The sequence below is a fragment of the Gordonia alkanivorans genome, assembly GCF_004011905.1.
Lineage (GTDB): Bacteria > Actinomycetota > Actinomycetes > Mycobacteriales > Mycobacteriaceae > Gordonia > Gordonia alkanivorans.
On the sequence record NZ_CP027114.1, the window covers coordinates 110,452 to 132,448 of the forward strand.

18 protein-coding genes and 3 pseudogenes are annotated in these 21,997 nt (G+C 69.3%); 9 read left to right on the plus strand and 12 right to left on the minus strand.

The window, feature by feature from the left end:
• Positions 1-12: 12 nt before the first annotated feature.
• The 3 genes from C5O27_RS00460 to mshA form a co-directional block, all read right to left on the minus strand.
• Complete coding sequence (locus C5O27_RS00460) at positions 13-1,620, minus strand: 4-coumarate--CoA ligase family protein (protein WP_127961615.1); 1,608 nt, start codon at positions 1,618-1,620, stop codon at positions 13-15.
• A gap of 194 nt (positions 1,621-1,814) precedes the next feature.
• Positions 1,815-2,429 carry a type III secretion system chaperone family protein gene (locus C5O27_RS00465; protein ID WP_127961616.1) on the minus strand — a complete coding sequence of 205 codons (615 nt, stop codon included), beginning with the start codon at positions 2,427-2,429 and terminating at the stop codon, positions 1,815-1,817.
• Positions 2,430-2,467: 38 nt separating this feature from the next.
• The gene (mshA, locus tag C5O27_RS00470) at positions 2,468-3,832 is read right to left on the minus strand and encodes a D-inositol-3-phosphate glycosyltransferase (RefSeq protein WP_127961617.1); all 1,365 of its coding nucleotides are present in this window, start codon (positions 3,830-3,832) and stop codon (positions 2,468-2,470) included.
• 148 nt (positions 3,833-3,980) lie between these two features.
• Here mshA and C5O27_RS00475 point away from each other — a divergent pair, with 148 nt between their 5' ends.
• The 3 genes from C5O27_RS00475 to C5O27_RS00485 are packed head-to-tail and all read left to right on the plus strand — an operon-like array spanning position 3,981 to position 6,624.
• Entirely contained in the window at positions 3,981-4,949 is a 969-nt protein-coding gene (locus C5O27_RS00475; RefSeq protein ID WP_127961618.1) for a metal ABC transporter solute-binding protein, Zn/Mn family, read from the plus strand.
• A 5-nt stretch (positions 4,950-4,954) separates the two neighbouring features.
• The gene (locus C5O27_RS00480) at positions 4,955-5,758 is read left to right on the plus strand and encodes a metal ABC transporter ATP-binding protein (RefSeq protein ID WP_127961619.1); all 804 of its coding nucleotides are present in this window, start codon (positions 4,955-4,957) and stop codon (positions 5,756-5,758) included.
• Entirely contained in the window at positions 5,755-6,624 is an 870-nt protein-coding gene (locus tag C5O27_RS00485; RefSeq protein ID WP_127961620.1) for a metal ABC transporter permease, read from the plus strand. Before C5O27_RS00480 ends, C5O27_RS00485 begins: the two co-directional genes overlap by 4 nt.
• Here the strand turns inward: C5O27_RS00485 and C5O27_RS00490 are convergent.
• Positions 6,621-7,598: an IS481 family transposase gene (locus C5O27_RS00490; protein WP_127961621.1), complete on the minus strand. Its 978-nt coding sequence runs from the start codon at positions 7,596-7,598 to the stop codon at positions 6,621-6,623. The genes C5O27_RS00485 and C5O27_RS00490 overlap by 4 nt on opposite strands.
• A 105-nt stretch (positions 7,599-7,703) precedes the next feature.
• Entirely contained in the window at positions 7,704-8,249 is a 546-nt protein-coding gene (locus tag C5O27_RS00495) for a DUF2599 domain-containing protein (protein WP_127961622.1), read from the minus strand.
• Positions 8,250-8,312: 63 nt separating this feature from the next.
• On the opposite strand from C5O27_RS00495, the gene C5O27_RS00500 reads away from it, so the two are divergent.
• Entirely contained in the window at positions 8,313-9,443 is a 1,131-nt protein-coding gene (locus C5O27_RS00500; RefSeq protein WP_244216567.1) for a beta-mannosidase, read from the plus strand.
• Between the two features lie 8 nt (positions 9,444-9,451).
• Here C5O27_RS00500 and C5O27_RS00505 read toward each other — a convergent pair.
• Both C5O27_RS00505 and C5O27_RS00510 read right to left on the minus strand, forming a co-directional pair.
• Positions 9,452-9,952 (minus strand): annotated as a pseudogene (locus C5O27_RS00505) (ABC transporter); the annotation flags it as partial.
• A gap of 29 nt (positions 9,953-9,981) precedes the next feature.
• Positions 9,982-10,434: pseudogene (locus C5O27_RS00510) on the minus strand (hypothetical protein); the annotation flags it as partial.
• A 186-nt stretch (positions 10,435-10,620) separates the two neighbouring features.
• Here C5O27_RS00510 and C5O27_RS00515 point away from each other — a divergent pair.
• Positions 10,621-11,424, plus strand: coding sequence for an alpha/beta fold hydrolase (locus C5O27_RS00515; RefSeq protein WP_127961624.1), 804 nt, complete (start codon positions 10,621-10,623; stop codon positions 11,422-11,424).
• A 16-nt stretch (positions 11,425-11,440) separates the two neighbouring features.
• Here the strand turns inward: C5O27_RS00515 and C5O27_RS00520 are convergent, their stop codons facing one another.
• Positions 11,441-12,994, minus strand: a complete 1,554-nt coding sequence (locus tag C5O27_RS00520) for a carboxylesterase/lipase family protein (RefSeq protein WP_127961625.1) — start codon at positions 12,992-12,994, stop codon at positions 11,441-11,443.
• Between the two features lie 65 nt (positions 12,995-13,059).
• Between C5O27_RS00520 and C5O27_RS00525 the strand changes: the two genes are divergently transcribed.
• Positions 13,060-13,842, plus strand: a complete 783-nt coding sequence (locus tag C5O27_RS00525) for a LamB/YcsF family protein (protein WP_035751776.1) — start codon at positions 13,060-13,062, stop codon at positions 13,840-13,842.
• A gap of 13 nt (positions 13,843-13,855) precedes the next feature.
• Here the strand turns inward: C5O27_RS00525 and rlmB are convergent, their stop codons facing one another.
• The 4 genes and pseudogenes from rlmB to C5O27_RS00545 form a co-directional block, all read right to left on the minus strand.
• Complete coding sequence (gene rlmB, locus C5O27_RS00530; protein ID WP_035751777.1) at positions 13,856-14,815, minus strand: 23S rRNA (guanosine(2251)-2'-O)-methyltransferase RlmB; 960 nt, start codon at positions 14,813-14,815, stop codon at positions 13,856-13,858.
• Positions 14,815-16,206: a cysteine--tRNA ligase gene (gene cysS, locus C5O27_RS00535; RefSeq protein WP_127961626.1), complete on the minus strand. Its 1,392-nt coding sequence runs from the start codon at positions 16,204-16,206 to the stop codon at positions 14,815-14,817. Before cysS ends, rlmB begins: the two co-directional genes overlap by 1 nt.
• A gap of 82 nt (positions 16,207-16,288) precedes the next feature.
• Positions 16,289-17,621: pseudogene (locus C5O27_RS00540) on the minus strand (condensation protein).
• The gene (locus tag C5O27_RS00545) at positions 17,618-18,952 is read right to left on the minus strand and encodes a condensation domain-containing protein (protein ID WP_244216570.1); all 1,335 of its coding nucleotides are present in this window, start codon (positions 18,950-18,952) and stop codon (positions 17,618-17,620) included. Before C5O27_RS00545 ends, C5O27_RS00540 begins: the two are co-directional and overlap by 4 nt.
• 447 nt (positions 18,953-19,399) lie before the next feature.
• Between C5O27_RS00545 and C5O27_RS22865 the strand changes: the two genes are divergently transcribed.
• Genes C5O27_RS22865 through C5O27_RS00555 form a run of 3 tightly spaced genes read left to right on the plus strand, consistent with a single transcriptional unit; the run spans position 19,400 to position 21,988 of the window.
• On the plus strand, positions 19,400-20,002 hold the full coding sequence (locus C5O27_RS22865; RefSeq protein WP_244216571.1) for a condensation domain-containing protein: 603 nt from the start codon (positions 19,400-19,402) through the stop codon (positions 20,000-20,002).
• Entirely contained in the window at positions 19,926-20,756 is an 831-nt protein-coding gene (locus C5O27_RS22870) for a hypothetical protein (protein ID WP_244216572.1), read from the plus strand. The genes C5O27_RS22865 and C5O27_RS22870 overlap by 77 nt, the downstream gene beginning before the upstream one ends.
• On the plus strand, positions 20,753-21,988 hold the full coding sequence (locus C5O27_RS00555; protein ID WP_127961627.1) for a nucleotide disphospho-sugar-binding domain-containing protein: 1,236 nt from the start codon (positions 20,753-20,755) through the stop codon (positions 21,986-21,988). Before C5O27_RS22870 ends, C5O27_RS00555 begins: the two co-directional genes overlap by 4 nt.
• Positions 21,989-21,997 lie beyond the last annotated feature (9 nt).

Genomic DNA, 21,997 nt, shown 5'->3' on the forward strand with positions numbered 1-21,997 from the left:
CCGTGGCCGGACCTACTTGCGCAGGTCCTTGCGCAGGATCTTGCCCGACGCCGACTTCGGGATCGCCTCGATGAACTCCACCGCACGAACCTTCTTGTGCGGGGCCACCTTCGACGCCACGAACTCCATCACCTCGTCGGCGGTGAGCTCGGCCTCGGGCTGCCGGACGACGAACGCCTTCGGGATCTCCTCCCCCGACTCCGCATCGATCACACCGATGACCGCCGAGTCCGCGATCTTCTCGTGCGTCAGGAGCAGGGCCTCCAACTCGGCCGGCGGCACCTGGTAGCCCTTGTACTTGATGAGCTCCTTGAGCCGGTCGACGATGTAGACACACCCCGTCGGATCGACCTGCGCCATGTCACCGGTGTGCAGGAAGCCGTCGGCGTCGATCGTGTCGGCGGTGGCCTGCTCGTTGTTGAGGTAGCCGAGCATGACGTTCGGCCCCTTCACCCACAGCTCACCCGGCTCCGAGAGCCCTTCCTGCGGGAGGGGGATGTCCTCACCGGTGGCGGGATCGACGACCTTGTTCACGGTGTTCGGCACCGGCCAGCCCGTCGACGACAGCGGCGGATCCTCACGTCCCAGCGTGGCCTGGGTGTCGAAGGGGATGATGTGCGACACCGGGGACAACTCGCTCATGCCGTAGCCCTGCAGCATGTGCAGGTTCAGACGCTTGGCGACCGCCTGGCCCAGCTCGTCGTCGAGCGGAGCCGCGCCCGACATCATCGTGTGCAGCGACGACAGGTCGTAGTTGTCCACGATCGGGTGCTTGGCCAGGGCGACGGCGACCGGCGGCGCGATGTAGGCCATCGTCACCTTGTGGTTCTGGATGTTCTCCAGGAACTCCACGAGGTCGAACCGCGGCATGATCACCAGCGATCCACGGGCCGCGAGAGCCGCGTTGAGCAGCACGGTCATGCCGTAGATGTGGAAGAACGGCAGCACCGCGATCACCACGTCGTCGGCGGTCATGCCCTGCAGCGGACGGAGCTGCGCGACGTTGGCCACCAGGTTGCGATGAGAGAGCGCCACGCCCTTTGGGTTTCCGGTCGTTCCCGAGCTGTAGGGCAGAACCGCGACGTGGGTGCTCGGATCGAAGGAGACGTCCGGCGCCGGGAGGTTCGCACCGAGCAGGTCGATCGCGTTCGGGTGACCCGAGGCGTCCTGCCCCTCACCGTCCAGGACGATCAAACTCTCCGCCGACAGTCCCACCTCGTCGGCGGCCGCCTTGGCCTGCTCGAACATCGGCGAGATCGTGACCAGCATCTTGGCGCCCGAATCCCGGAGCTGCTTGGCGATCTCGGACGCGGTGAACAGCGCGTTGATCGTCGTCGCCGTGGCGCCCGCCCGCAGGATGCCGTGGAAGACGGTCGCAAACGCCGGGATGTTGGGCGAGAGGATGCCCACCACGTCCCCGACCCCGATCCCGCGCGACGCGAGGGCTCCGGCCGCGGCCTCGATCTGCCCGATCAGCTGGCCGTAGGTGGTCGTCGACCCCGACTTCGGGTCCACCAGGGCGATCCGCTCGCGGTCCTCGTCCGCGACCGACCCGAACAGGTAGTCGAAGACACTCACATCGGGGATCTCGACATCGGGGAAAGGACTCGTGAAGCTCATGGCACCTCCGGTGGTGGGTCGGTTTCGCCCGCACACCGTATCAACACACATTGACACAATGTGACCTGGACCTCTCCATCCAACCAAATCCCCCGCGCCGAGGTGTGACAACCCCTGCCGACACCGACGCCGATGAGGGCAGACCAAACCCTCCCGCCGTCGAGGAGGCTGTGGAGAAACCTGACAGTCGAACGTCAGTCCTCGGACGCGGACCCGCCTTCTCCACTCGAGGCCTGTGCGCCCTCGACCACGGATTCGCCTGGGACGTAACGCCCTTCGAGCGGGGCGCCGGCCTCGGGCAGCGCGTCTTTGTCGATGAGGTGCTCGAAGGCCAGGAGGTTGCGCAGGGATTCGCCGCGCGAGACCCGCCAGGCCCACTCGCGCTGGATCGAGGAGAGGAAACCGAGTTCGAGCAGGGTGTTGAAGTCGCCGTCGGCGGCCTCGAGGACCTGCCCGAGGACGCGGTCGAGTTCATCGGACCCGAGGGCGTCGGCCGAGATCCGGCCGACGAGGTAGATGTCCCCGGTGTTGTCGATGGTGTAGGCGACGCCGTACAACCGACGGTTGCGCTTGAGCAGATATCTGTACACGCCGGTGTGGTTCTCGTCGGGCCGGCGGCACACGAAGGCCTCGACCCTGACCCCGTGTTCACTGGCGGTGAGCAGCACGGTCGTCTTGAGCTTCTGCTCGCCCGGGAGTTCCAGGATGACGTGGTCGACGTCTGCTCCCCCGCCGCTCTTGCGCGAGTAGGCGATCTCGTTCTCGGTCAGGGTCTTCTCGAGTAGGTCGACGACCTCGGTACGACTCACGACATCCTCTCGGTGGGGAACGGGTTCGGCGGGACCTCTCAGACGGTCACCCGGTTGCGCCGCCGACGCCAGCGCCGGCGTACCCGGGCGGGCCCGCCCGGCGTTTGTGCCGCTGCCTGCTCGGCGTCTCGGTGGGCGGCATCGGTCTGAGCGGCGAAGGACTCCATCGCCCAGCGGTAGCTCTCGATCAGCTGGTCCACCGTGTGCTCCCAGGAGAACTTCTCGGCGTGGCGTCGGGCGTTGCGGCCGAGTTCGGCCAGCCGATCGGGTTGCGCCAGAAGCTTTTCCAGTGCATTCGTCCAGTCGCCGGGCACATGACCATTGACCAGCACACCGGTGCGTCCGTCGTCGACGGCGACGCCGAGACCACCGACATCGGCGGCGATGACCGGCGTCCCGCAGGCCTGCGCCTCGATGGCCACGAGACCGAAACTCTCGGAATGACTGGGCACCGCGACCAGGTCCGACGCGCGGTACACCTGGACGAGCCGATCCGACGGCTGCGGCGGGAGGAAGGTGACGGACTCGGAGATCCCCAGTTCGGCTACCTGATCCATGAGCGCGGTGGGGCGTTGCAGTCCGGAACCCGACGGCCCGCCGACGATCAGGAGTCGCAGCTTCCGCCCGGACCCGACTTCTTTGATCAGCGGCGCGATCGCGGCGACCAGGAGATCGGGAGCCTTGAGCGGCTGGATCCGTCCCACGAACGTCACGATCGTCTCGTCGGGATCGAGGCCGAGGACCGACCTGGCCTCGGCCGACGAGCCGGGCGTGTAGCACTCGAGGTCGGCGCCCGGCGTGACCACGTCGATGCGGTCGGCGTCCGCGTCGTACATCGAGAGAAGTTCTGCCGCTTCGGTTTCGGTGTTCGCGACCAGCCGGTCGGCCTCGCCCACCACCTGCTGCTCGCCGATGACGCGCAGTTGCGGCTCGGCGGTGTCACCCTCTGCGAGGGCGGCGTTCTTGACCGCGGCGAGAGTGTGGGCGGTGTGCACCAGCGGCACGCCCCAGCGGTCGCGCGCCAGCCAGCCGACCTGCCCCGACAACCAGTAGTGCGAGTGGATCACGTCGTAGTGGCCCGGCGCCTGCGCCGCCTCGGCGCGCAGCACTCCCGCGGTGAACGCGCAGAGCTGGGCGGGGAGGTCTCGCTTGTCGAGACCCTCGAAAGGTCCGGCGACCACGTGGCGGACGGTCACCCCCGGCGCGGCCGCGACCGACGGCGCGTCGGACGACGAGGTCGCCCGGGTGAAGATCTCGACCTCGATGCCGCGTCGGGCCAGCCGGATCGCCGTCTGCCAGACGTAGACGTTCATCCCGCCCGCGTCACCGGTACCCGGCTGCGCCAACGGCGAGGTGTGCACGGAGATCAGCGCAACACGCCGCGGCAACGGGCTGGAGGTCATGATCTCCACCTTAGAGAAATGGCGCAGGCGGTGACGCGCGCCCTCCGCGTCGACCAGCGCACACCGCAGATCTCCCACGGCTTCGCGTCGGGCCCGGCCATCCCCTACACTGTTTTCGGTAACGATTGTCATTTGCGTAAAGGGTGTCATGAGGAAAACGCTTCTCGCCGCGGCCGGAGTCCTGTCCGCCGCCGCGCTGGTGCTGGCCGGCTGCTCGAGCGACTCCGGAAACGGTGACGGCACCCCGACCGTGGTCACGTCGACCAACGTCTGGGGCGCGGTCGCCTCGGCCGTCGCCGGCGACAAGGCGACCGTCGCCTCCGTCTACACCAGCACCGAGGGCGACCCCCACGAGTTCGAGCCGTCCGCCGCCGACACCGCGACGATCGCCGACGCCGACATCCTCGTCATGAACGGCGGCCACTACGACGCCTACATGGAGCAGGCCGCGAAATCCTCGGGCGCGACCGTCGTCGACGCCTACGCCCTCACCCGCAGCGACGACCATGACGCGCACGATCACGATGCCGACGGACAGAGCGCAGACGACCACGCGGATCACGCCGATCACGACCACGGCGACGAGAACGAGCACGTCTTCTACGACCTGCCCGTCGTCGCGGAGGTCGCCGACAAGGTCGCCGACGCCCTCGCCGAGCAGGACCCGGAGAACGCGGGGACCTACCGCGCGAACGCCGAGACCTTCACCACCGGCATCGACGAACTGCGAGCCGAGGTCGCCGGCATCCGCAAGGCGCACGACGGCACGAAGGTGGCCCAGACCGAACCGCTCGCGGGGTACCTGCTCACCGAGGCCGGCCTGATCGACGCGGCTCCGGCCGGGTTCACCCAGGCCGTCGAGGAGGGCCAGTCGCCGTCCGCCGCGGACCGCGCGGCCATGCAGGATCTGCTCGCCTCCCGCGGCGCCGCCGTCCTGATCTACAACGTCCAGGCCGTCGACCCGGTGACCCAGGCGATGCTCGACGTCGCGAAGTCCGCGAAGGTGCCCGTGGTCGAGTTCACCGAGACCCTCCCGGACGGCGTCACCGACTACCTCGTCTGGCAGCGCGCACAGATCGACGCGCTCGCGGCAGCCCTCGACGCCGAGAAGGGGTGACCGCGATGACGGCGGGAACCGACCCGGTGGTCACGTTCTCGGGTGCGCGACTCGGCTTCGGCGACCGCGTGCTCTGGGACGACCTCGACCTGACGATCCGACCGGGTGAGTTCGTCGCCGTACTCGGCCCCAACGGGTCCGGGAAGACCTCGTTCCTGCGCGTCCTGTTACGTCAGTACTCACTCGACCGCGGCACCGTCACGACCACCGACAAGATCGGCTATATCCCGCAGCAGCACGCCGACGAGGGCGACCCGATGGCCCTCCGGGGCCGGGACCTGGTCGGTTTCGGCGTCGACGGCAACCGGTGGGGACTCGGACTGCGCGGGCGGTCCCGCCGCCGCGAGCTCGTCGACCAGGCACTCGCCGCGGTGGACTCGCTCCCCTACGCCGACGCCCCGCTCGGTGTCCTCTCCGGAGGCGAACAGCAGCGGCTGCGCGTGGCCCAGGCGGTCGTGAGCGATCCCGACCTCCTGCTGTGCGACGAACCGCTGGCGAGCCTCGACCCGACCAACCAGCAGGTGGTCGTCGACCTCATCGACCAGCGCCGCAAGCAGGCGGGAACGGCGGTCGTGTTCGTCACGCACGAGATCAACCCGATCCTCCCCTACGTCGACCGCGTGCTCTATCTGGTCGGCGGACGGTTCCGCGTCGGCACACCCGACGAGGTGATGACCACGGAGACGCTCAGCGAGCTGTACGGCAGCGACGTCGAGGTGCTCCGGGTCAACGGTCGCCTCGTCGTGATCGGCGGCGAGGATGCACACCACTGCGTCGACATCGCCGAAACCGGGAGTCAGCCCCTATGAGCGTGTCTCCGCTGGCCGCCGAACGCCAGTTCAGCGACCTCTGGGACTTCTCGACGACCATCGACCTGCTCGGCTACGACTTCATGCAGCAGGCGCTGCTCGCGATGGTCCTGCTCGGCCTGGTGGGCGGACTGCTCGGGCCGTTGATCGTCGCCCGGCAGATGTCGTTCGCGGTCCACGGCTGCAGTGAGCTGTCGGTGACGGGCGCGGCCGCGGCGTTGCTCGCCGGCGTCAGCGTGAACCTCGGCGGTGTCATCGGCGCAGTCCTCGCCGCGGCGGTCTTCGGCATCCTCGGCAACAAGGCCCGGGAACGCGATTCGGTGATCGGTGTCGTGATGGCGTTCGGCCTGGGCATCGGTGTCCTGTTCCTGGCCCTCTACGGCCGGATCGGCACCGGTTTCGCGCTGCTGACCGGACAGGTCGTGAGCGTCGGACTGAACGGCCTGGTCGCGATCACGATCACGACGGCCATCGTCGTCGCGGTGCTCGCGGTGATCTACCGGCCGCTGCTGTTCGCGTCGACCGATCCGCGCGTCGCACAAGCGCACGGCGTGCCCGTCCGGACGCTGTCCGTCGTCTTCGCGATCATCATGGGACTCGCGGCCGCCCAGGGCGTCCAGATCATCGGCGCGCTGCTGGTGATGTCGTTGCTGATCACCCCGGGTGCCGCCGCTGCACGGGTGACGGCCAACCCGATGCGGGCGCTGGTGCTGTCGGTCGTCTTCGCCGAGGTCGCCGCGGTCGGCGGCTTGTTGATGTCGCTCGCCCCGAAACTCCCGGTTTCGGTGTTCGTCACGATCATCTCGTTCGTGATCTACGTCGTCTGCCGCATCATCGGCTCCCGCCGCGTGCACACCACTCGCTAGTTGTAAGACCCGGGCAGGTTGTGAACGTGTAGACGTTCGATCGGGGTGAGTCCGCCGATGCCGGTGTGGGCTCGGTGGTGATTGTAGTGGTGTAGCCAGTCGTCGTAGGTGGCTGCGCGGGCGGTTTCTGAGCTGTAGAACTCGGCGTAGGCCCATTCCGAGGCCAGGGTGCGGTTGAATCGTTCGACCTTGCCGTTGGTTTGCGGGCGGTAGGGACGGGTCTTCTTGTGCTTGATCTCGGCGCCGAGGGATTCTGCGAAAACCTTTGAGCGGTAACAGGCGCCGTTGTCGGTCATCACTCGTCTCACAGTGATCCCATGTTGGCTGAAGAAGGCGTTGGCGCGGTCCCAGAATTGCGCGGCGGTCTCTTTGCGTTCGTCGGTGAGGATCTCGGAGTATGCCAGCCGGGAATGGTCATCGACGGCGTGGTGCAGATATGCGTACCCCGGGCGGTGCTTCTTGTTGTGCCGGTTGCCGATCGTGCGCCCGAGTTTGCGGTGGCCGCCGCCTTCGGGGATGCGGCCGAGTTTCTTGATGTCGATGTGGATCAGGTCGCCGGGAGTGTCGTGTTCGTAGCGTCGTGGCGGTGTCCGGCGTACCGGAAGCCCGGTGGCCTGATCGAGGTGACGCAACAGCGGCATCCGATACCGGCGCAACACCGCCTCGACGGTCGATTTTGCTAGCCGCAGGTGCGCAGCGATTCGTGCAGCGCCCCAGCGACGCAGGAACCGCAACTTGATGATTCGACGTTCCCGGCGCACAGGGAGCTGATGGGGTGACCGGTAGGGGCGGCTGGACCGATCTGCCATGCCGGCCTCACCGGTCTGCCGGTAGCGGTCGGCCCACTTCTTGGCCGTGGCCGGTGAGCAGTTGAACCGTTCGGCGGCCCGTCGTAGAGGCCAGTTCTTATCGACGACGCACTGAGCCAGGGCCAGACGGCCACGTTCGGTGAGGAAGGCATTACGGTGGGTCATGAGGGCCTCTTGGTGATCGGCGTGTGTGTGGTAACCACATCGATACCGGAGGCCCTCACCTGTTGACCGGCACCACGCCGTTCACAACCTCCCCAAGAGTTACAGCTAGTACTCCTCGGCGAATCCCGGATTGCATCGGGCGCCGATCATGTCCTCCTCGGGGACGACGGGCCGTCCGGGTTCCAGGTTCCAGCTCGGCTTCTCCGGTTCGATGATCCGCGCGAACCGCCAGTGACAGTCGAACTGTGCCTGCATGCCGGGGGTGTCGGCGTTCGCGTCGAGTCCGACGACCTCACGCCAGGCCGCGGCCATCGCCGCCGGGTCCTGCGTGTACCGACCCGAGGTCGTCGGGAAGACGGAGAGGCTCGGTCCCACTTCCGTCTCCGTCCACTCGACGTGGTCGATGAACGGCGGCCGATAGACCACCGTCGGAGTGGTCGACCTACTCGCGGGTCCCGGACCTGTCGTGATGGTGGACGTGGGGGCAGAATCCGTACTCACCTGAGTGGTCGTCGACGTCGCGCCGACCGACTCGCCGGCCTCGCCGGATTCCGCACTGCAACCCGCCAGGAACAACGTGGTCGCGACACCTCCCACTCCGGCCAGAGCACGGATTCGCGCCGTTGTCTTCCTGAAGCCTCCCGCGCTCATACGGCCACCGTAGGGCACGAGTAGCCTGCATCTGTGATTCACCGGCGAACATTCGGTCGGGCGGTGCGCACGGGGACGACCGTGCTCATCGTCACCGTGTTCGTCCTGCTCATCGGTCTCAGCGGGGGCGACCGCGATTCCGCACCGCACGCCGGTGACTCGACTCGTCCCCGCGTGCGCGCGACCTCGGACGGCCTCACCCTCGACGGGAAACCGTGGTGGCCGGTGGGTTTCAACGCCTACCAGCTGGGCACCGACTGGTCGGTGAACGTCGGCTGCGGCGCCGAGGTCGATCTCGATGCATACTTCGCGGCGTTGCCACCCGGGGCCCTGACGCGGTTCGACCTCTACTCGTCCTTCGCCTCCGACAAACACACGGGACTGCTGAACTTCGAACCACTGGACCGGGTCTTCGAAGCCGCGAAGCGCCACGCACAGCTGGTGCTGCCGGTCCTTGCCGGCGGCTCGGGGGACTGCGAGGACGGCAGGTTCAAGGAGCGGGCCCTCTATGTGGACGGGTGGCTGTCGAAGGGTGCCTCCGCGACGACCTCCCGAGGTCATCTGACGTATGCCCAATGGGTCGAGACCGCAGTGTCCCGCTGGCGTGACGAATCGTCGATCGTCGGATGGGAGCTCGTCGGCGAGCCCGAACCCGGAGTCTGCGGCAGATCCTGCGACTGGCGGCGACGCGTGTGTCCCGGCGATGCCACGGCCGTGTTGCGCTCGTTCTTCGACCGGGCCGGCGCGCATCTGCGATCGTTCGACGACTCGCGCCCGATCTTCTCCGGACTCGTGGGTGGCGACCAGTGCGGGATCGCCGGCGACGGTTACCTCGAGGTCGCTCGCTCCGACGGGATCGACGTCCTCGACTTCCACGACTACAGCTCCACCGACGACCCCGACCCCGGACCGCAGGGCAGCGACCTGTCGACCCGGATCGATCAGGCCCGACGACTCGGTAAACCGTTGGTGGTCAACGAGATCGGCATCGAAGCAGGTTCGTGCCTGTCCCTGGGGACCCGCGCCCGGCGCGTCGACGCCGCCATGTCCCGCCGGCGGGACGCCGGTGTCGCGGGCGTCCTGCTCTGGTCCTTCGTCCCCGACCCCCGCACCTCCGAATGCACCTACGACATCGGGCCGCGCGACCCCGCATGGGATGTGTTGCGCGCCAACGTCCCTCAGCCGACCGGCTGAGGGGGCCCTCAGCCCGTGATCCGGTAGACGCGCCAATCGGGCAGAGCGGCACCGTCGTTGGGGGCCTCGAGAACGCGGACCCCGATCTGGGCACCGTTCTCGTACATCGTCGGGTAGCGCTGGTTGATGGCGTCCGACACCCCGCGCCCCTCGGCCGGAACGGTGAGGAAGTACTGCACCCCGCCGCCGACCGGGTCGTTCAGCAACTGCGCGAAGTCGCGGTCCGACGGGATGACGAACTGTCGCGGCCGCTCGGACTGGGCGACCACCGCGAAGCCGTACACGGTGTCGCACAGGACGGCCCCGTCGGGCAGTTCGAGCGAGTCCAGGTACTTCGCCAACGCCCGTTCGGTGGAGAACGACCGCACGACGCGCTGTTCGTCGAGGTACTTCTTCTCGACCGACTGCGGTCGAGGATCGACCACCGAACCCACCGCGAACTCCTGCGGTGCGTACTTGGGTGATGTCATCCCCATCGCGGTCACCGGGATCGCGGCGGCCATCAGCACGACGACGGCCCCGGCGGCGGACGGGTACGCGAGCCCGCGGTACGCAGATAGGTCCGCAGGACGAGGTCGACGGCGTTGCGCTCGACGCGAATCCCACGCAGCGACAACGCGATCGGCGAGTTCACCGCTGCATCGATCGGGGTGCGCGAGATCAGCCGCCCCTCCTGCAGCACGTCGACGGTGCCACCGGTGACGAAGGTCGGGAACTGCGCGGTTCCGCGGATCTCGGTGGGCGTCAGGCCCTGGGGAACCGCGAGCGACAGGCTGACCTCCCCCTGTTGCCCGGGGAACGCGACCGTCGGCGACGAGCCGAGTTCGCGCATGCTCAGGGGCGGAGGCGGGTCACCCGGCGCCGCGGTTGCGGGGGCGGTGAGCGCCCCGGTCGAGACGATCCCGGCCAACAGCAGACCCGCCAGCAGCAGGCTCACGCTGCGACGGCTCCGGACACGCGAGAATGCCTGGAGCGCCCAGGACGTGCACATACTTCACCCTCCGAATGACCCCCGACAACACCCCATCGCCTCGGCGTTCAACCTATCCCATGCCCCTGCCGGGTACATCTTTGTCCGGCGAAGCAATGGTCTCGATTGCCGAAGGTCTCCCCGCGCCACGACGAAGTCTGCAACCATGGCGGAGCGGAGGAGTCCACGCCAACCCGAGGAACGCCCATGCGCACAGTTCACGTCGGCGACGAGGTCGACGGCGGAACGTACGTGGACGTCGCCGGGACCACGCTCTGGCATTTCTCCGCCGGTGACCCGCAGGGCACCCCGACCGTCCTGTTGCACGGCATCTTCGCGTCCGCCGCGTCCTGGGGCGCACAGGTCCCCGACTTCCTCGACGCCGGACTGTTGCTGTTCATGCCCGAGCGGCCCGGTCACGGCCACAGTCCCGACACCACCAGCGATTTCACCTGTGCATCGATCGCCGAGCGCACGATCGCCTATCTCCAGACGGTCGTCGGACGGCCGGCGAACATCGTCGGGTGGGCCGACGGTGCGGCGATCGCCCTCGTCGTCGCCCGGGACCGGCCCGATCTCGTCAACCGGATCGTGTACGTGGGTGGCTACCTGAACCCCCGTGGGCGCCGACCCGATCGGTTCTCCGACATGGTGCTCAGCCGCAATCCCGTCACCGTCGAATACCTGCGCACCCACCACGATGCGACATCGCCCGATGGGCCCGAACACTTCTCGGTCGTCTACGACAAGACGCTTCGGATGCTCGCCGCCGAACCCGACTACGCGGTCGCCGATTTCGCCGACGTCCGGGCGCCGGTCCTCGTGGTGGTCGCCGACCGCGGGCTGGTCCGGATGGAACACGCCCTGGAGATCGTCCGGACGCTGCCCAACGCCCGGTTCGCGGTGCTGCCCGGTACGCACATCCTTCCGGTGGAGGCACCAGAACTGTTCAACCCGCTCGTACTGTCGTTCCTCGCCGCCGACCCGCCGACGCAGTGGCTACCGGAGTGACCCGACGGGTGTGCGGTCAGGCCTGCGACGGTGCGTGCACCCGGTACCAGGCCCGACGACGCAGGGTGTCGGGATCGGCGACCACACGATCGGGGTCGTTGATCACCAGGACCTTGCGCTCGTCGGTGGTGTAGACCGGCCAGCCCAGACCGGGGTCGCCGGTGCGGGCGAATGCACCCCAGCGACCCTGCACGTTCTCGGTCACGCGGCGCGTGCCCGGCCAGTCGGCGATGGCGAGCCCCGCCCCCATCGGCGCCCGGTAGGCACCGAACACGGTGAACAGTTCCGTCGCGTGTGTCGCGCCGAAGCCCGTCGCGTCCAAAATCTTCGTCCGGTAGTCGTAGCGGTACACGTAGGTCGGCGCGACCCTGCTGTGCCCGTCGGCGAAGGCGGTCATGGGCGCCCAGAAGATCGAGTCGCCGGCCAGGCGGATGCGGTCGCGGTCGCCGTTCCCGTACTGGGAGGCGATCTCGCGGCGGACCTCCTCGTCCTCCACCCGCATCAGCATGCGTTCGGAGTCCGGTAACACGTTCCAGAGTTTCGCGAAGAGCTTGCCCTCGTCTTTGTTGCTCCCGATCACCAGCGGCACCGGCACCGTCAGGCCCTCGACAGCCGCGGCCAGCGGCGAGCGCGGCAGCACGTCACCGTCGACGACCGGCGCGAACGGGATGGCCCCGCCGGACGACTTGGTCGCGAACCGCATCAACCGGTTGCCGGCCTCGAGCAACAGGGCGGGATTGGGCGTGGTGAGGAGGCGCTGCGCCTCGGCCGGGTCGATGGGATCCTCGGTCCGCTCCATCGTGGTGTTCCGACGCTGAGGGTCTCGGAGGATCCGGACGAACTCGTCGGCATAAACGGTCGCCGCGTCCTGCTCGACCACGAGTTCGGGAGCCGGGCTCTGCGCGATGGCGTGGTGGAACAGGCCGGTGGCCTCCGGCGCGGCGAGCAGGGCGAGGACCGACGATCCGCCGGCGCTCTCGCCGAAGACGGTGACGCTGTCGGGGTCGCCGCCGAAGGCGGCGATGTTGTCCTGCACCCAACGCAGCGCGGCGATCTGGTCACGCAGACCCGCATTGGTGTCGAACGGCCGGTCGTCCGTGGCGAACTGGGACAGATCGAGGAAACCGAACGGCCCGAAGCGGTATTGGATCGTCACCACGACGACGTCCTGGGCGCGTGCCAGGAAGGCGCCGTCGTAGAGCGGCGTCGCGGCGGTGCCGAGGATGAAGGCGCCGCCGTGGATGAAGACCATCACCGGGCGCGGCCGGCTCGATTCGACCTCGGGTGAGAACACGTTGAGGGTCAGGCAGTCCTCGGCCATCGGGGCGAACTTGCCCGGCGCGACCGCGGTGAACCGCTTCTCCTGGATGGCGGCCTTGGCGAGCTTGGTGCAGTCCCGCACGCCGGGCCAGTCGTGTGCCGGTTCGGGAGCGCGGAAGCGGCGGTGGGCCACCGGGGGCGCGGCGAACGGGATTCCCCGCCAGCTGATCGTGCCGCGGCGAAGCCGCTTCCCCCGGGCGCCACCGACGACGCCGTTGACCGTGGTGACCTTGGTGTCGAGCAGTGCCATGCCCCCACCGTAGACGAATCGCCCGTATCGTCCGGGCGACCTGCGGCAGAACTAGGATGTGGCCCATGACCCCCGACAGGGCCACCACCGACCCGGCGCACGCTTCTCGCATCGATCTCAATGCCGATCTGGGCGAGGGAGTCGGCGACGACGCGGCGATGCTGACCATCGTCACCAGCGCCAACGTCGCGTGTGGCTTCCACGCGGGAACCCCCGCCGACCTGCTGGCGACGTGCCGGGCGGCCGTCGCCGCCGGGGTCCGCATCGGCGCCCAGGTCTCCTACCCCGACCGTGCCGGGTTCGGCCGCCGCTTCATGGAGATGTCGACGCCCGACCTGATCGCCGATCTCGTCTACCAGATCGGCGCGCTCGACGCCCTGGCCCGCTCCGTCGGCGGGACGGTCACCTATGTGAAACCCCATGGCGCGCTGTACAACACGGTCGTCCACCACGAGCAGCAGGCCGATGCGATCGTGACCGCGGTGCGCGACGTGAACCCCGATCTGGCGGTGATGGGTCTACCGGACTCGGAGGTCCTCGCCCGCGCCGAACGGGCCGGGCTCGCGGTCATCACCGAGGCCTTCGCCGACCGTGCCTACACCCCGGCCGGCACCCTGGTCCCCCGCACCGAGCAGGGGGCGGTTCTCTCCGACAGTGCCGAGATCGCCCGCCGCGTCGTCGAGATGACCACCAGCGGCCGGCTCACGGCCATCGACGGCTCGGTCATCACCGTCGCCGCGGATTCGATCTGCCTGCACGGAGACACCCCGGGCGCGGTCGACCACGCCCGCGCGGTCCTCGAGGCCCTCGGCCGGGCCGGTGTCGAGGTCGCGCGCAGCCGGTCGTGACCGTTGTCGGACGCTACCGACGCCGCTGACGCGCGAACTCGGCGAGAACGACGCCCGCGGCCACCGACGCGTTGAGTGACTCGACGTCTCCGGCCATGGGGATGGAGAGGATCGAGTCGCAGCTCTCGCGCACGAGGCGCGACAGCCCCTTGCCCTCCGACCCCACGACGATCACGGTCGGGCCGGTGCCGTCGTAGTCGTCGAGGGTCACATCGCCGCCGGCGTCGAGACCCACGAGCTGGGCACCGGAGTCCGCCCAGTCCTTGAGGGTGCGGGTGAGGTTGGTGGCTCGTGCGACCGGAAGACGGGCGGCCGCGCCGGCACTGGTCCGCCAGGCCACGGCGGTCACACTCGCGCTGCGACGGGCCGGGATGACCACACCGTGCCCGCCGAACGCGGCCACCGAGCGGATCACCGCGCCCAGGTTGCGCGGGTCGGTGATGTTGTCGAGGGCCACCAGCAGCGGCGGGGTGCCGCTGGCCTTGGCGTCGGCCATCAGATCGTCCGGATGGGTGTACCGGTACTCCGGCACCTGCAGGGCGATGCCCTGGTGCATTCCGTTGGTGGACAACCGATCCAGCTCCGGCTTGCCGACCTCGAGGATGGAGATCGCCTGATCGCCGGCGATCTTGACCGCCTCGGCGACGCGCTCGTCCGGCTCGGAGTTGGTGGCGATGTAGAGCGCCGTCGCGGGTACGCCGGCACGCAGGCACTCGACCACGGGGTTGCGGCCGAGGACGTACTCGGGACCCTCGTCTCTCGCGCGCGCCGCGCCGCCGCCGCTGCGTCCGGGGCTCGACTTCGCCGCGGCCTTGGCCTTCTTGTGCGCGGGGTGGTACTGGCGGTCGACCGCCTTCGGGGTGGCGCCGCGGGCCTCGAGTCCACGGCGACGCTGGCCGCCGGACCCGACGACCTGCCCCTTCTTGGTGCCCGACTTGCGGATCGCACCCTTACGCTTGGAATTTCCTGCCATCACGCCTCACCCTTCAATGCCCACTGTGCACCATCGGGGGTGTCGGTCACCTCGATGCCGGCCTCGGCCAGGCGGTCCCGGACCGCGTCTGCGGTCGCCCAGTCCTTGGCGGAACGCGCGTCCGCGCGTCGTTGCAATTCGGCGCGCACCAGCACGTCCAGTGCGGAGGTGGCGGCCGAGTCATCGGCCGTACCGGCCCACTGGTCGTCGAGCGGGTCGACGCCGAGAATCCCCATCATGCCCCGAACCGACGACGCGGCGGCGAGAGCGGCCGCCCCGTCACCCGATTCGAGGGCGGTGTTTCCCTGACGGACGACGTTGTGCACCACCGCGAGAGCCGCGGGAACGCCGAGATCGTCGTCGAGCGCGGCACCGAACTCGGGACCGATGTCACCGATCGCCACATCACCCACGCGGGCGGCGACACGTTCGACGAACGACTCCACCCGCCGATAGCCGGCGGCCGCCTCGGTGAGCGCACCGGGCGAGTACTCCAGCATCGACCGGTAGTGCGCGCTGCCGAGGTAGTACCGCAGTTCGACGGCACGGACGCGCTGCAGCATCGCGGGGATCGACACCACGTTGCCCAGCGACTTGCTCATCTTCTCGCCACCCATGGTGACCCAGCCGTTGTGCAGCCAGTAGCGCGCGAACGGGTCCCCGGCGCCGTGCGCCTGGGCGATCTCGTTCTCGTGGTGCGGGAACACCAGATCCATTCCGCCGCAGTGGATGTCGAACTCCGAACCCAGCAGGCTGGTGGCCATCGCCGAGCACTCGAGGTGCCAGCCCGGGCGTCCCGGGCCCCACGGCGTCGGCCACGACGGCTCGTCGGGCTTGGCCGCCTTCCACAGCGTGAAGTCGCGGTGGTCGCGCTTGCCGGTGCCCGCGCTCTCACCCTGGTGCACGTCGTCGAGCCGGTGCCCCGACAGCGCACCGTAATCGGGGAGGCTGCGGACGTCGAAGTAGACGTTGCCGTCGGCGACGTAGGCGTGTCCGCGCGCGATCAGCCGCTCCATGTACTCGACCATCTGGGTCACGAAACCGGTCGCCCGCGGTTCCGCCGATGGGGGCAGGACGCCGAGCGCACGGTAGGCGTCGTCGAAGGCGCGCTCGTGGGTGGCCGCCCACTCCCACCAGGGACGCCCCGCATCGGCGGCCTTGCGGAGGATCTTGTCGTCGATGTCGGTGACGTTGCGGACGAACAGCACGTCGAGGCCCTGATGACTCAACCAGCGGCGCAGGATGTCGAAGGCGATACCGCTGCGGACGTGGCCGATATGGGGAACACCCTGCACAGTCGCGCCACAGAGGTACACCGATGCCTGGCCTGGGCGCAGCGGCACGAAGTCGCGCACCTCTCGGGAGCTGGTGTCAAAAAGGCGCAGGGTCACGACCGGCCATCCTACCGGACCACGATCGGGCCCCCGACCACGCGAGCGCGCTGACGAGGCCCGTTCCGCAGCCGGAATGCCATCAGCCCGCGTCGGCGGCGGAGACCGGGTCGAGGACCGAGTCGAGCAGCGCCTGCATCGTGTCGAGCGTGTCCCCGAGGACCGCCACGGCCCGTTCGGTGTGCGGATACCGCACTCGGACATGGATACCGTCGCGATCACGCCAGAACCACCACTGCGCCGTGTCGGTCGGCTTCTGGCTCGAGATCTGCCGTACGACGACGTCCCCGCGCGGCACCGGCAGCCGCGTGTAGTCGACGTAGGACATCATGAAGACGTCGCTTCGACCGGGACGCAGTCGATCACCGAAGGCCGCGTACACCGGTGTCAGCCCGATCTCGGCCAGCGGCAGCGCGGGCCGCGAGACGTCGGGTGTTCCGGTACATGGCGGCGTACAGGTCGCCGGTCGCACTGATCAGCAGCGGGGCGTTTCCCACCGACCAGCTCACGCAGCCCGGTCCCGCCCCGGAACCGGTGGGCACCACGGTCGCCACCTCGTCGGGTCCACCCGCGGCGCTGATGGCCATCCCCGCACAGGTGAGGACGGCCGGATAGGTACGCGCCCCGCGACGGTGCACCGTTGAGCTGAAGGCCGCGGCGTCGTCGCCGGACAGCAGCGTCCGGACCATCGTGTGCACCGGCAGAGCGTCCCCGGGCGCGACGCCGAGGTCGAGCGGGAACTCCGGCACCGTCCAGCCGGTGGCGGTGAGGAACCGCTCCCAGCCGCCGAGCCGCGGATCGTCGGAGGTCACCGATGCCTCGCACTCCGCGATGGCACGGAGCGCGTCGAGGCCGGACTCCGCCGGGGCCGGCCCACGACCGGCCACCAGCTCACAGATCTCGGCGGCGACGACCGCCAGCGAGCGGGCGTCGACGTAACAGTGGTCGAAGGCGCAGATCAGGGTCGTGCCACCGGGACGCGTCACCGCGGCCAGGAAGTGCGGCATCGGCTCGAACGGATTGCACGTCGCGCCGATGTACTCGGTCAGGCGCGAGGCGAACGCCTTCGCCGAGAGCCCGTCGACCGTCTCGCGGAGTTCCTCCTTGACGTCGACGCCCGGATGCAGCAACCGCGTGACACCGTCACCGGTCCGCACGTAGTGGCTGCGCAGCGCGTCATGGCGGGCGATGATCGTCCCGACCACCTCGCCGAGCACGTCGGCGTCGATCTGTTCGGGGAAGTCGAGGGTCAGCGCCATCCAGCCCGGCTGCCCCGAGGCGAGCGACGCCAGATGGAACCGCTCGTTCTCCGACACCGGAGCGCTCGACTGATTGGCCGCCCCGCCCGGCACCGCCCGCCAGCGCACCAGTTCACCCGGCTCGGCCTCCCACGATTCAGAACTCGAGAGCTTCATCGCACACTCCTTGACGATCGGCGGGGGTCGGTCGGTTGGCGGGGGTCGGCGGACGTGGACTCGGGAGCGCCCGCGGCGTAGTCGGCCACGATGGACTCGACCCGCTCGAACAGCCCGAGCACCGAACTGCGCGCCACCTCGTTGTCGGGGACGTGCGAGCGCATGACGAGGCCTGCGTCGGTGCGCGTGAACCACAGATTGGCGTTGCGGGTGGGACCGACCCCACTGGAGGTCTGCATCGTGGACAGGACCGGGTCGGCACCGAGTCCCAACCGGCGAACATCGGTGTAGGACACCATGTACGGACTTCCGTCGAGTCCTTTGAAGACCCCTTCGCCGGCCAGCAGACCGAGTGCGCCGTGGGCCGGCACGGAGGCGGCACGGCGAGCCGCACGCACGCTGCCGGTCGCGATCCGGACGTGGTCGTCGAACGAGGCATCCGGACCCTGCGGTGCGTCCACGATGACCGGCGCGAAGTTGCACAGCCAGCCCTGTGTCCGCTCGTGCCCGGCGTCTCGCCTCGCGAGCACGGTGGACACGAAGAACCTTGCCTCTCCGGTGGATTCACGATGGTGCCGGGCGAGAGCGGCGTAGAGAAGACCCGCGAAACCGCCACCGGTCGCGGCGAGCCGGGTGTCGCAGCGGGCCAGCTGCTCGGGGGTCAGCAACCAGTGCTCGACCGCGACCGCCGGTTGCGGCGTGCCGTCGGTCAGTCCCAGTTCGAGTGGACACCGCGGAGGTCGACCATCGTTCGCGGACAACGCATCCCGCCAGAGAGCGACGCACTCGTCCGCCGAGGTCAGCGCCGCCGCCGCGGCCCGCTCGGCCGTGATCGAGTCACCGAAGGCACCGGCAGGGCCGAGTTCCGCGGGTACACCGGAGCTTCGCTCCCGGTACAGCGCGACGATCTCCGACAGCGCGAGCGCCGACGAGTAGCCGTCACCGTGGGCGTGGTCGGTGGCGAAGAAGAACGTGAAGGCGTCGTCGTCGACCGCGGCGGCACACCAGGTGCCCGGGATCAGCTCTGCGCGAGCAGTTTCCGATGCGCGACGACCCACCCAGAGGCCCAGATCGTCATCTTCGACGACCAGCGCCTCCCCGGCGCGCCGGGCCACCCGGAACTCGAACGCCTCCGGCGGCGCCACCCATCGCTCGGGACCCGAGTCACCACTGCGGTAGTGGGCGCGCTGCTCCTCGTGTCGGCGGACGAACGCGGTGAGAGCACCGCTCATCGCCTTCTCGTCGAGTGGACCGTCGAAGCGTGCGGCGGCGAGCAGGAACAGATTCGCCGGGCTTCCCGATTTCCGGGGGGGCCGGTCCACATTGGTCACGACAGTAACCCGAATTCATCCGATTGGATAGTTCGCCGTGCGAATTGCGCGTCAACAAGGCGACCCTTAAAGATCCATGATATTGGCGGTTTCAGGGCACTCCCGGGCCACCGTTCGGGCCCGTCGCCCGAAGATCGGGCCACCACCGGCTCCTCGGGTATGGTTTGCACGGTCTCGACGCCACCTGACGCGGCTCGCGGGGCGCGGTCGACCACGATCACCGAATCCGCAGCTGCGCACATTCATCCGTCCGGCCGTCGCCGGCATCCGGCCCGCACCGCTCCGCCGGTCCGGCAGGATCGGACCGGCACCGCGGAAGACACCTCGGGAGGTGCTCACAATGGAAACTTGGTGTGACACAACACACATGGCACCAGGGTGCGGTCGGAGCCCTTCCGCCCGGTGGTTTGTGGAAAGAATCACTCTCGACGAACGGCAGGTGCAGTCATGAACTTCGCTTCCCTGGTCGGACACGTACCCGGCGTGTCCACCGACTCGACCGTCGATCGGCTCACCGCGGACGACGACCTCGTCGTGCGCATGGATGTGATCCTCGGCCTCCCCGTCGTGAACCAGACGCTGTGGCGGTTCCCCGGCACGGTCGACGTCGACGCCATCGCCTCGTTGGCGGACAAGCTACGTCGCGGTCGCTTGAGCCGGCTCGTCGCCACCCATCGGGGTCCGGGGCGCGCCTACTGGCGGTACACCCCCGACGCCGGCCACTTCTCCGTGCAGGCCGAGCCGGTCGCGGTCGGCGAGGAAGAGCAGTGGGGCCGGGCACAGGCCGACGCCGACCTCGACATCGAGAACGGACCCGCGTGGCGGCTCGTCGTCGCACGGACCGCCGACGACGCCTCGGTGCTCGTGTCCCTGGTCATCTCCCATGTCATCGCCGACGGCGGGACGGGCGCGGTCGCGGTCCTCGAGGCCGTCCACGGCCCTGGACTACACGCCCGGCACCGCTCCGGGCCTGGTGTCGAACGTCGTCGACGCCGGCGACCTGCTCTGGACCGCGGGGAAGACCGCGATCCGGATGGCGCGCGCGAGTAGGTCCGGACCGCCCGCCTCGCCGGCGCGCGTGACCGGCCGGCCGGCACCCGACACCGACGTCGCCACCGCCGAGATCGCACCGAACGTGACCGTCCTGATCCCGGCCGCCGACTTCACCGCCGCGGCCGAATCCCGGGGCGGCACCGACAACAGCCTTTTCGCGGCGCTCATGGTGGGTGTACTGGAGCGGTGCGGCCGGGTCTCCCCCGGCGACGTCGTCCCGGTGTCGCTGCCCGTCTCGTCACGCACGCCCGACGACCGCCGCGCCAACGCGACGTCGGGCGCCACCGCCTTCGTCGAGGTCTCCCCGGACCGCTACGAGGACCTGTCCGCGGTCCGGACGGCGTGCAAGGACGCCTACAACCGGTCGGCCGCCAACTCGGGCAAAGTGGCCCAGCGAGCAGTCGTCCTGCAGGCGCTGAGCGCCGCCCTCACCCGACGCCTCGCCGCCAACGTCACCACACCGCTGTGCCTCGCCTCCAACGTCGGACTGGTTCCCGACGAGTTCGCGACGCTGGGCACCGGAGAACGCGCCGCACTCTCCATCCGCGCCGTCACCGCGACCGACGATCCCCGCAATCTGCGTGACCGCAAGGGCGGCATCAGCGGCTGGCTCGCGCTCGGCGCCGACGACGTCATGTTCAGCGTGAGTTCGCTCGACCCGGTGCGCATCCCGGACGTGACCACCCTGCGCGAGCTGGTGACCACCGAACTCGCCGCGTGGGGCCTGCACGGAAGCCGCTGGGGCGCATGAGGATCGCGTTCACCGTCCACGGCAGCCGGGGAGACGTCCAGCCCGCGGTGGCGATCGGCACCGAACTCGCGCGTCGCGGCCACGAGGTCCGCCTCGCCGTGCCCGAGGATCTCGTCGAACTGACCGCGGCGTCCGGGTTGCCGACGCGGATGCTGGCGCCGTCGACGGCCGAGCTGCTGGCCGGTCCACTGGTCAAGGAGCGCCTGAAGTCCAAGAACCCACGGGTCCGGTTGAAGGCGCTGAGCGAGGTCGCCGACCACGGTCGCGCGACCTCGGAACAGGTCATGGCCGAACTCGCCGACGTCTCCGATCTCCTGGTGACCGGGCCGCTGGCGCAGGACCGGGCCGACGCGATCGCCCAGAGCCGTGGCATCGGATTCGTTCCGCTGCACTACTGTCCGCTGCGCCCGAACGCCAGCCTCGCCGTCCGCTACCGCGAGTACCCGCGTACGGTCTCGCGCGCGATGTGGCGTCTCGCCGACCAGACCTACTGGCTGACGCTGCGCGGCGCCGACCGGAGGCTGCGCACCGAACTCGGCCTCCCGCCCGCCAAAGGCCCACTGGGGAGCCGACTTCAGCGGCGCGGGGTACCCGAGATCCAGGCCTACGATGCCGCCCTGTTCCCCGGACTCGCGAACGACTGGGGACCACAGCGGCCGCTGGTCGGATTCCTTCTGCCGGACAAGAAAACTCGCGCCGCACTCGCCAACGGCGACGATGCGACGTCACGCGCGGTCGAGTGGGCGTCGGGCGGTGAGGCATCCGTCTACGTCGGTTTCGGCAGCATGAAGATCACCGCCGAGCAGATCGGCGGGATCGTGAGCTCGCTCCTCGATCGCGGGCTTCGGGTCATCGGACACACCGATCACGAACTCCCCCAGCATGATCGGCTCCTGCACCTCCAACAGCCGGTCGACCACGAGACCCTGCTCCCGGAATGTCGAGGCGCGGTGCACCACGGCGGCGCCGGCACCACGGCAGCGGCAGCACGCGCGGGCATCCCGTCGGTGATCGCGTGGCTCAGCGCGGATCAGCCGATGTGGGCGGCAGCTCTTCGACGGAAAGGTGCGGGTTCCGGCAACAAGCTGGCCCGGTTCGAGCCATCCGATCTCGACCCGCTCACCGATCCGGCGGTGGCGGCTGCGGCCGCGCGTCTGGGGAGGGACCTCACCCCACCGGCCGACGCCGTCGACCGCGCCTGCGAGATCCTGCTGGACGCCGCCGCGCGCTGACCCGGGCGT

What these genes read in the sequence shown, in the direction of transcription:
- C5O27_RS22865 (WP_244216571.1), top strand. Translation starts at nt 19,400, where the DNA reads ATGAACTTCGCTTCCCTGGTCGGACACGTACCCGGCGTGTCCACCGAC.
- C5O27_RS00515 (WP_127961624.1), top strand. Translation starts at nt 10,621, where the DNA reads ATGCGCACAGTTCACGTCGGCGACGAGGTCGACGGCGGAACGTACGTG.
- C5O27_RS00485 (WP_127961620.1), top strand. Translation starts at nt 5,755, where the DNA reads ATGAGCGTGTCTCCGCTGGCCGCCGAACGCCAGTTCAGCGACCTCTGG.
- C5O27_RS00490 (WP_127961621.1), bottom strand. Translation starts at nt 7,598, where the DNA reads ATGACCCACCGTAATGCCTTCCTCACCGAACGTGGCCGTCTGGCCCTG.
- C5O27_RS00525 (WP_035751776.1), top strand. Translation starts at nt 13,060, where the DNA reads ATGACCCCCGACAGGGCCACCACCGACCCGGCGCACGCTTCTCGCATC.
- C5O27_RS00495 (WP_127961622.1), bottom strand. Translation starts at nt 8,249, where the DNA reads ATGAGCGCGGGAGGCTTCAGGAAGACAACGGCGCGAATCCGTGCTCTG.
- C5O27_RS00460 (WP_127961615.1), bottom strand. Translation starts at nt 1,620, where the DNA reads ATGAGCTTCACGAGTCCTTTCCCCGATGTCGAGATCCCCGATGTGAGT.
- rlmB (WP_035751777.1), bottom strand. Translation starts at nt 14,815, where the DNA reads ATGGCAGGAAATTCCAAGCGTAAGGGTGCGATCCGCAAGTCGGGCACC.
- C5O27_RS00555 (WP_127961627.1), top strand. Translation starts at nt 20,753, where the DNA reads ATGAGGATCGCGTTCACCGTCCACGGCAGCCGGGGAGACGTCCAGCCC.
- C5O27_RS00480 (WP_127961619.1), top strand. Translation starts at nt 4,955, where the DNA reads ATGACGGCGGGAACCGACCCGGTGGTCACGTTCTCGGGTGCGCGACTC.
- mshA (WP_127961617.1), bottom strand. Translation starts at nt 3,832, where the DNA reads ATGACCTCCAGCCCGTTGCCGCGGCGTGTTGCGCTGATCTCCGTGCAC.
- C5O27_RS00520 (WP_127961625.1), bottom strand. Translation starts at nt 12,994, where the DNA reads ATGGCACTGCTCGACACCAAGGTCACCACGGTCAACGGCGTCGTCGGT.
- C5O27_RS00475 (WP_127961618.1), top strand. Translation starts at nt 3,981, where the DNA reads ATGAGGAAAACGCTTCTCGCCGCGGCCGGAGTCCTGTCCGCCGCCGCG.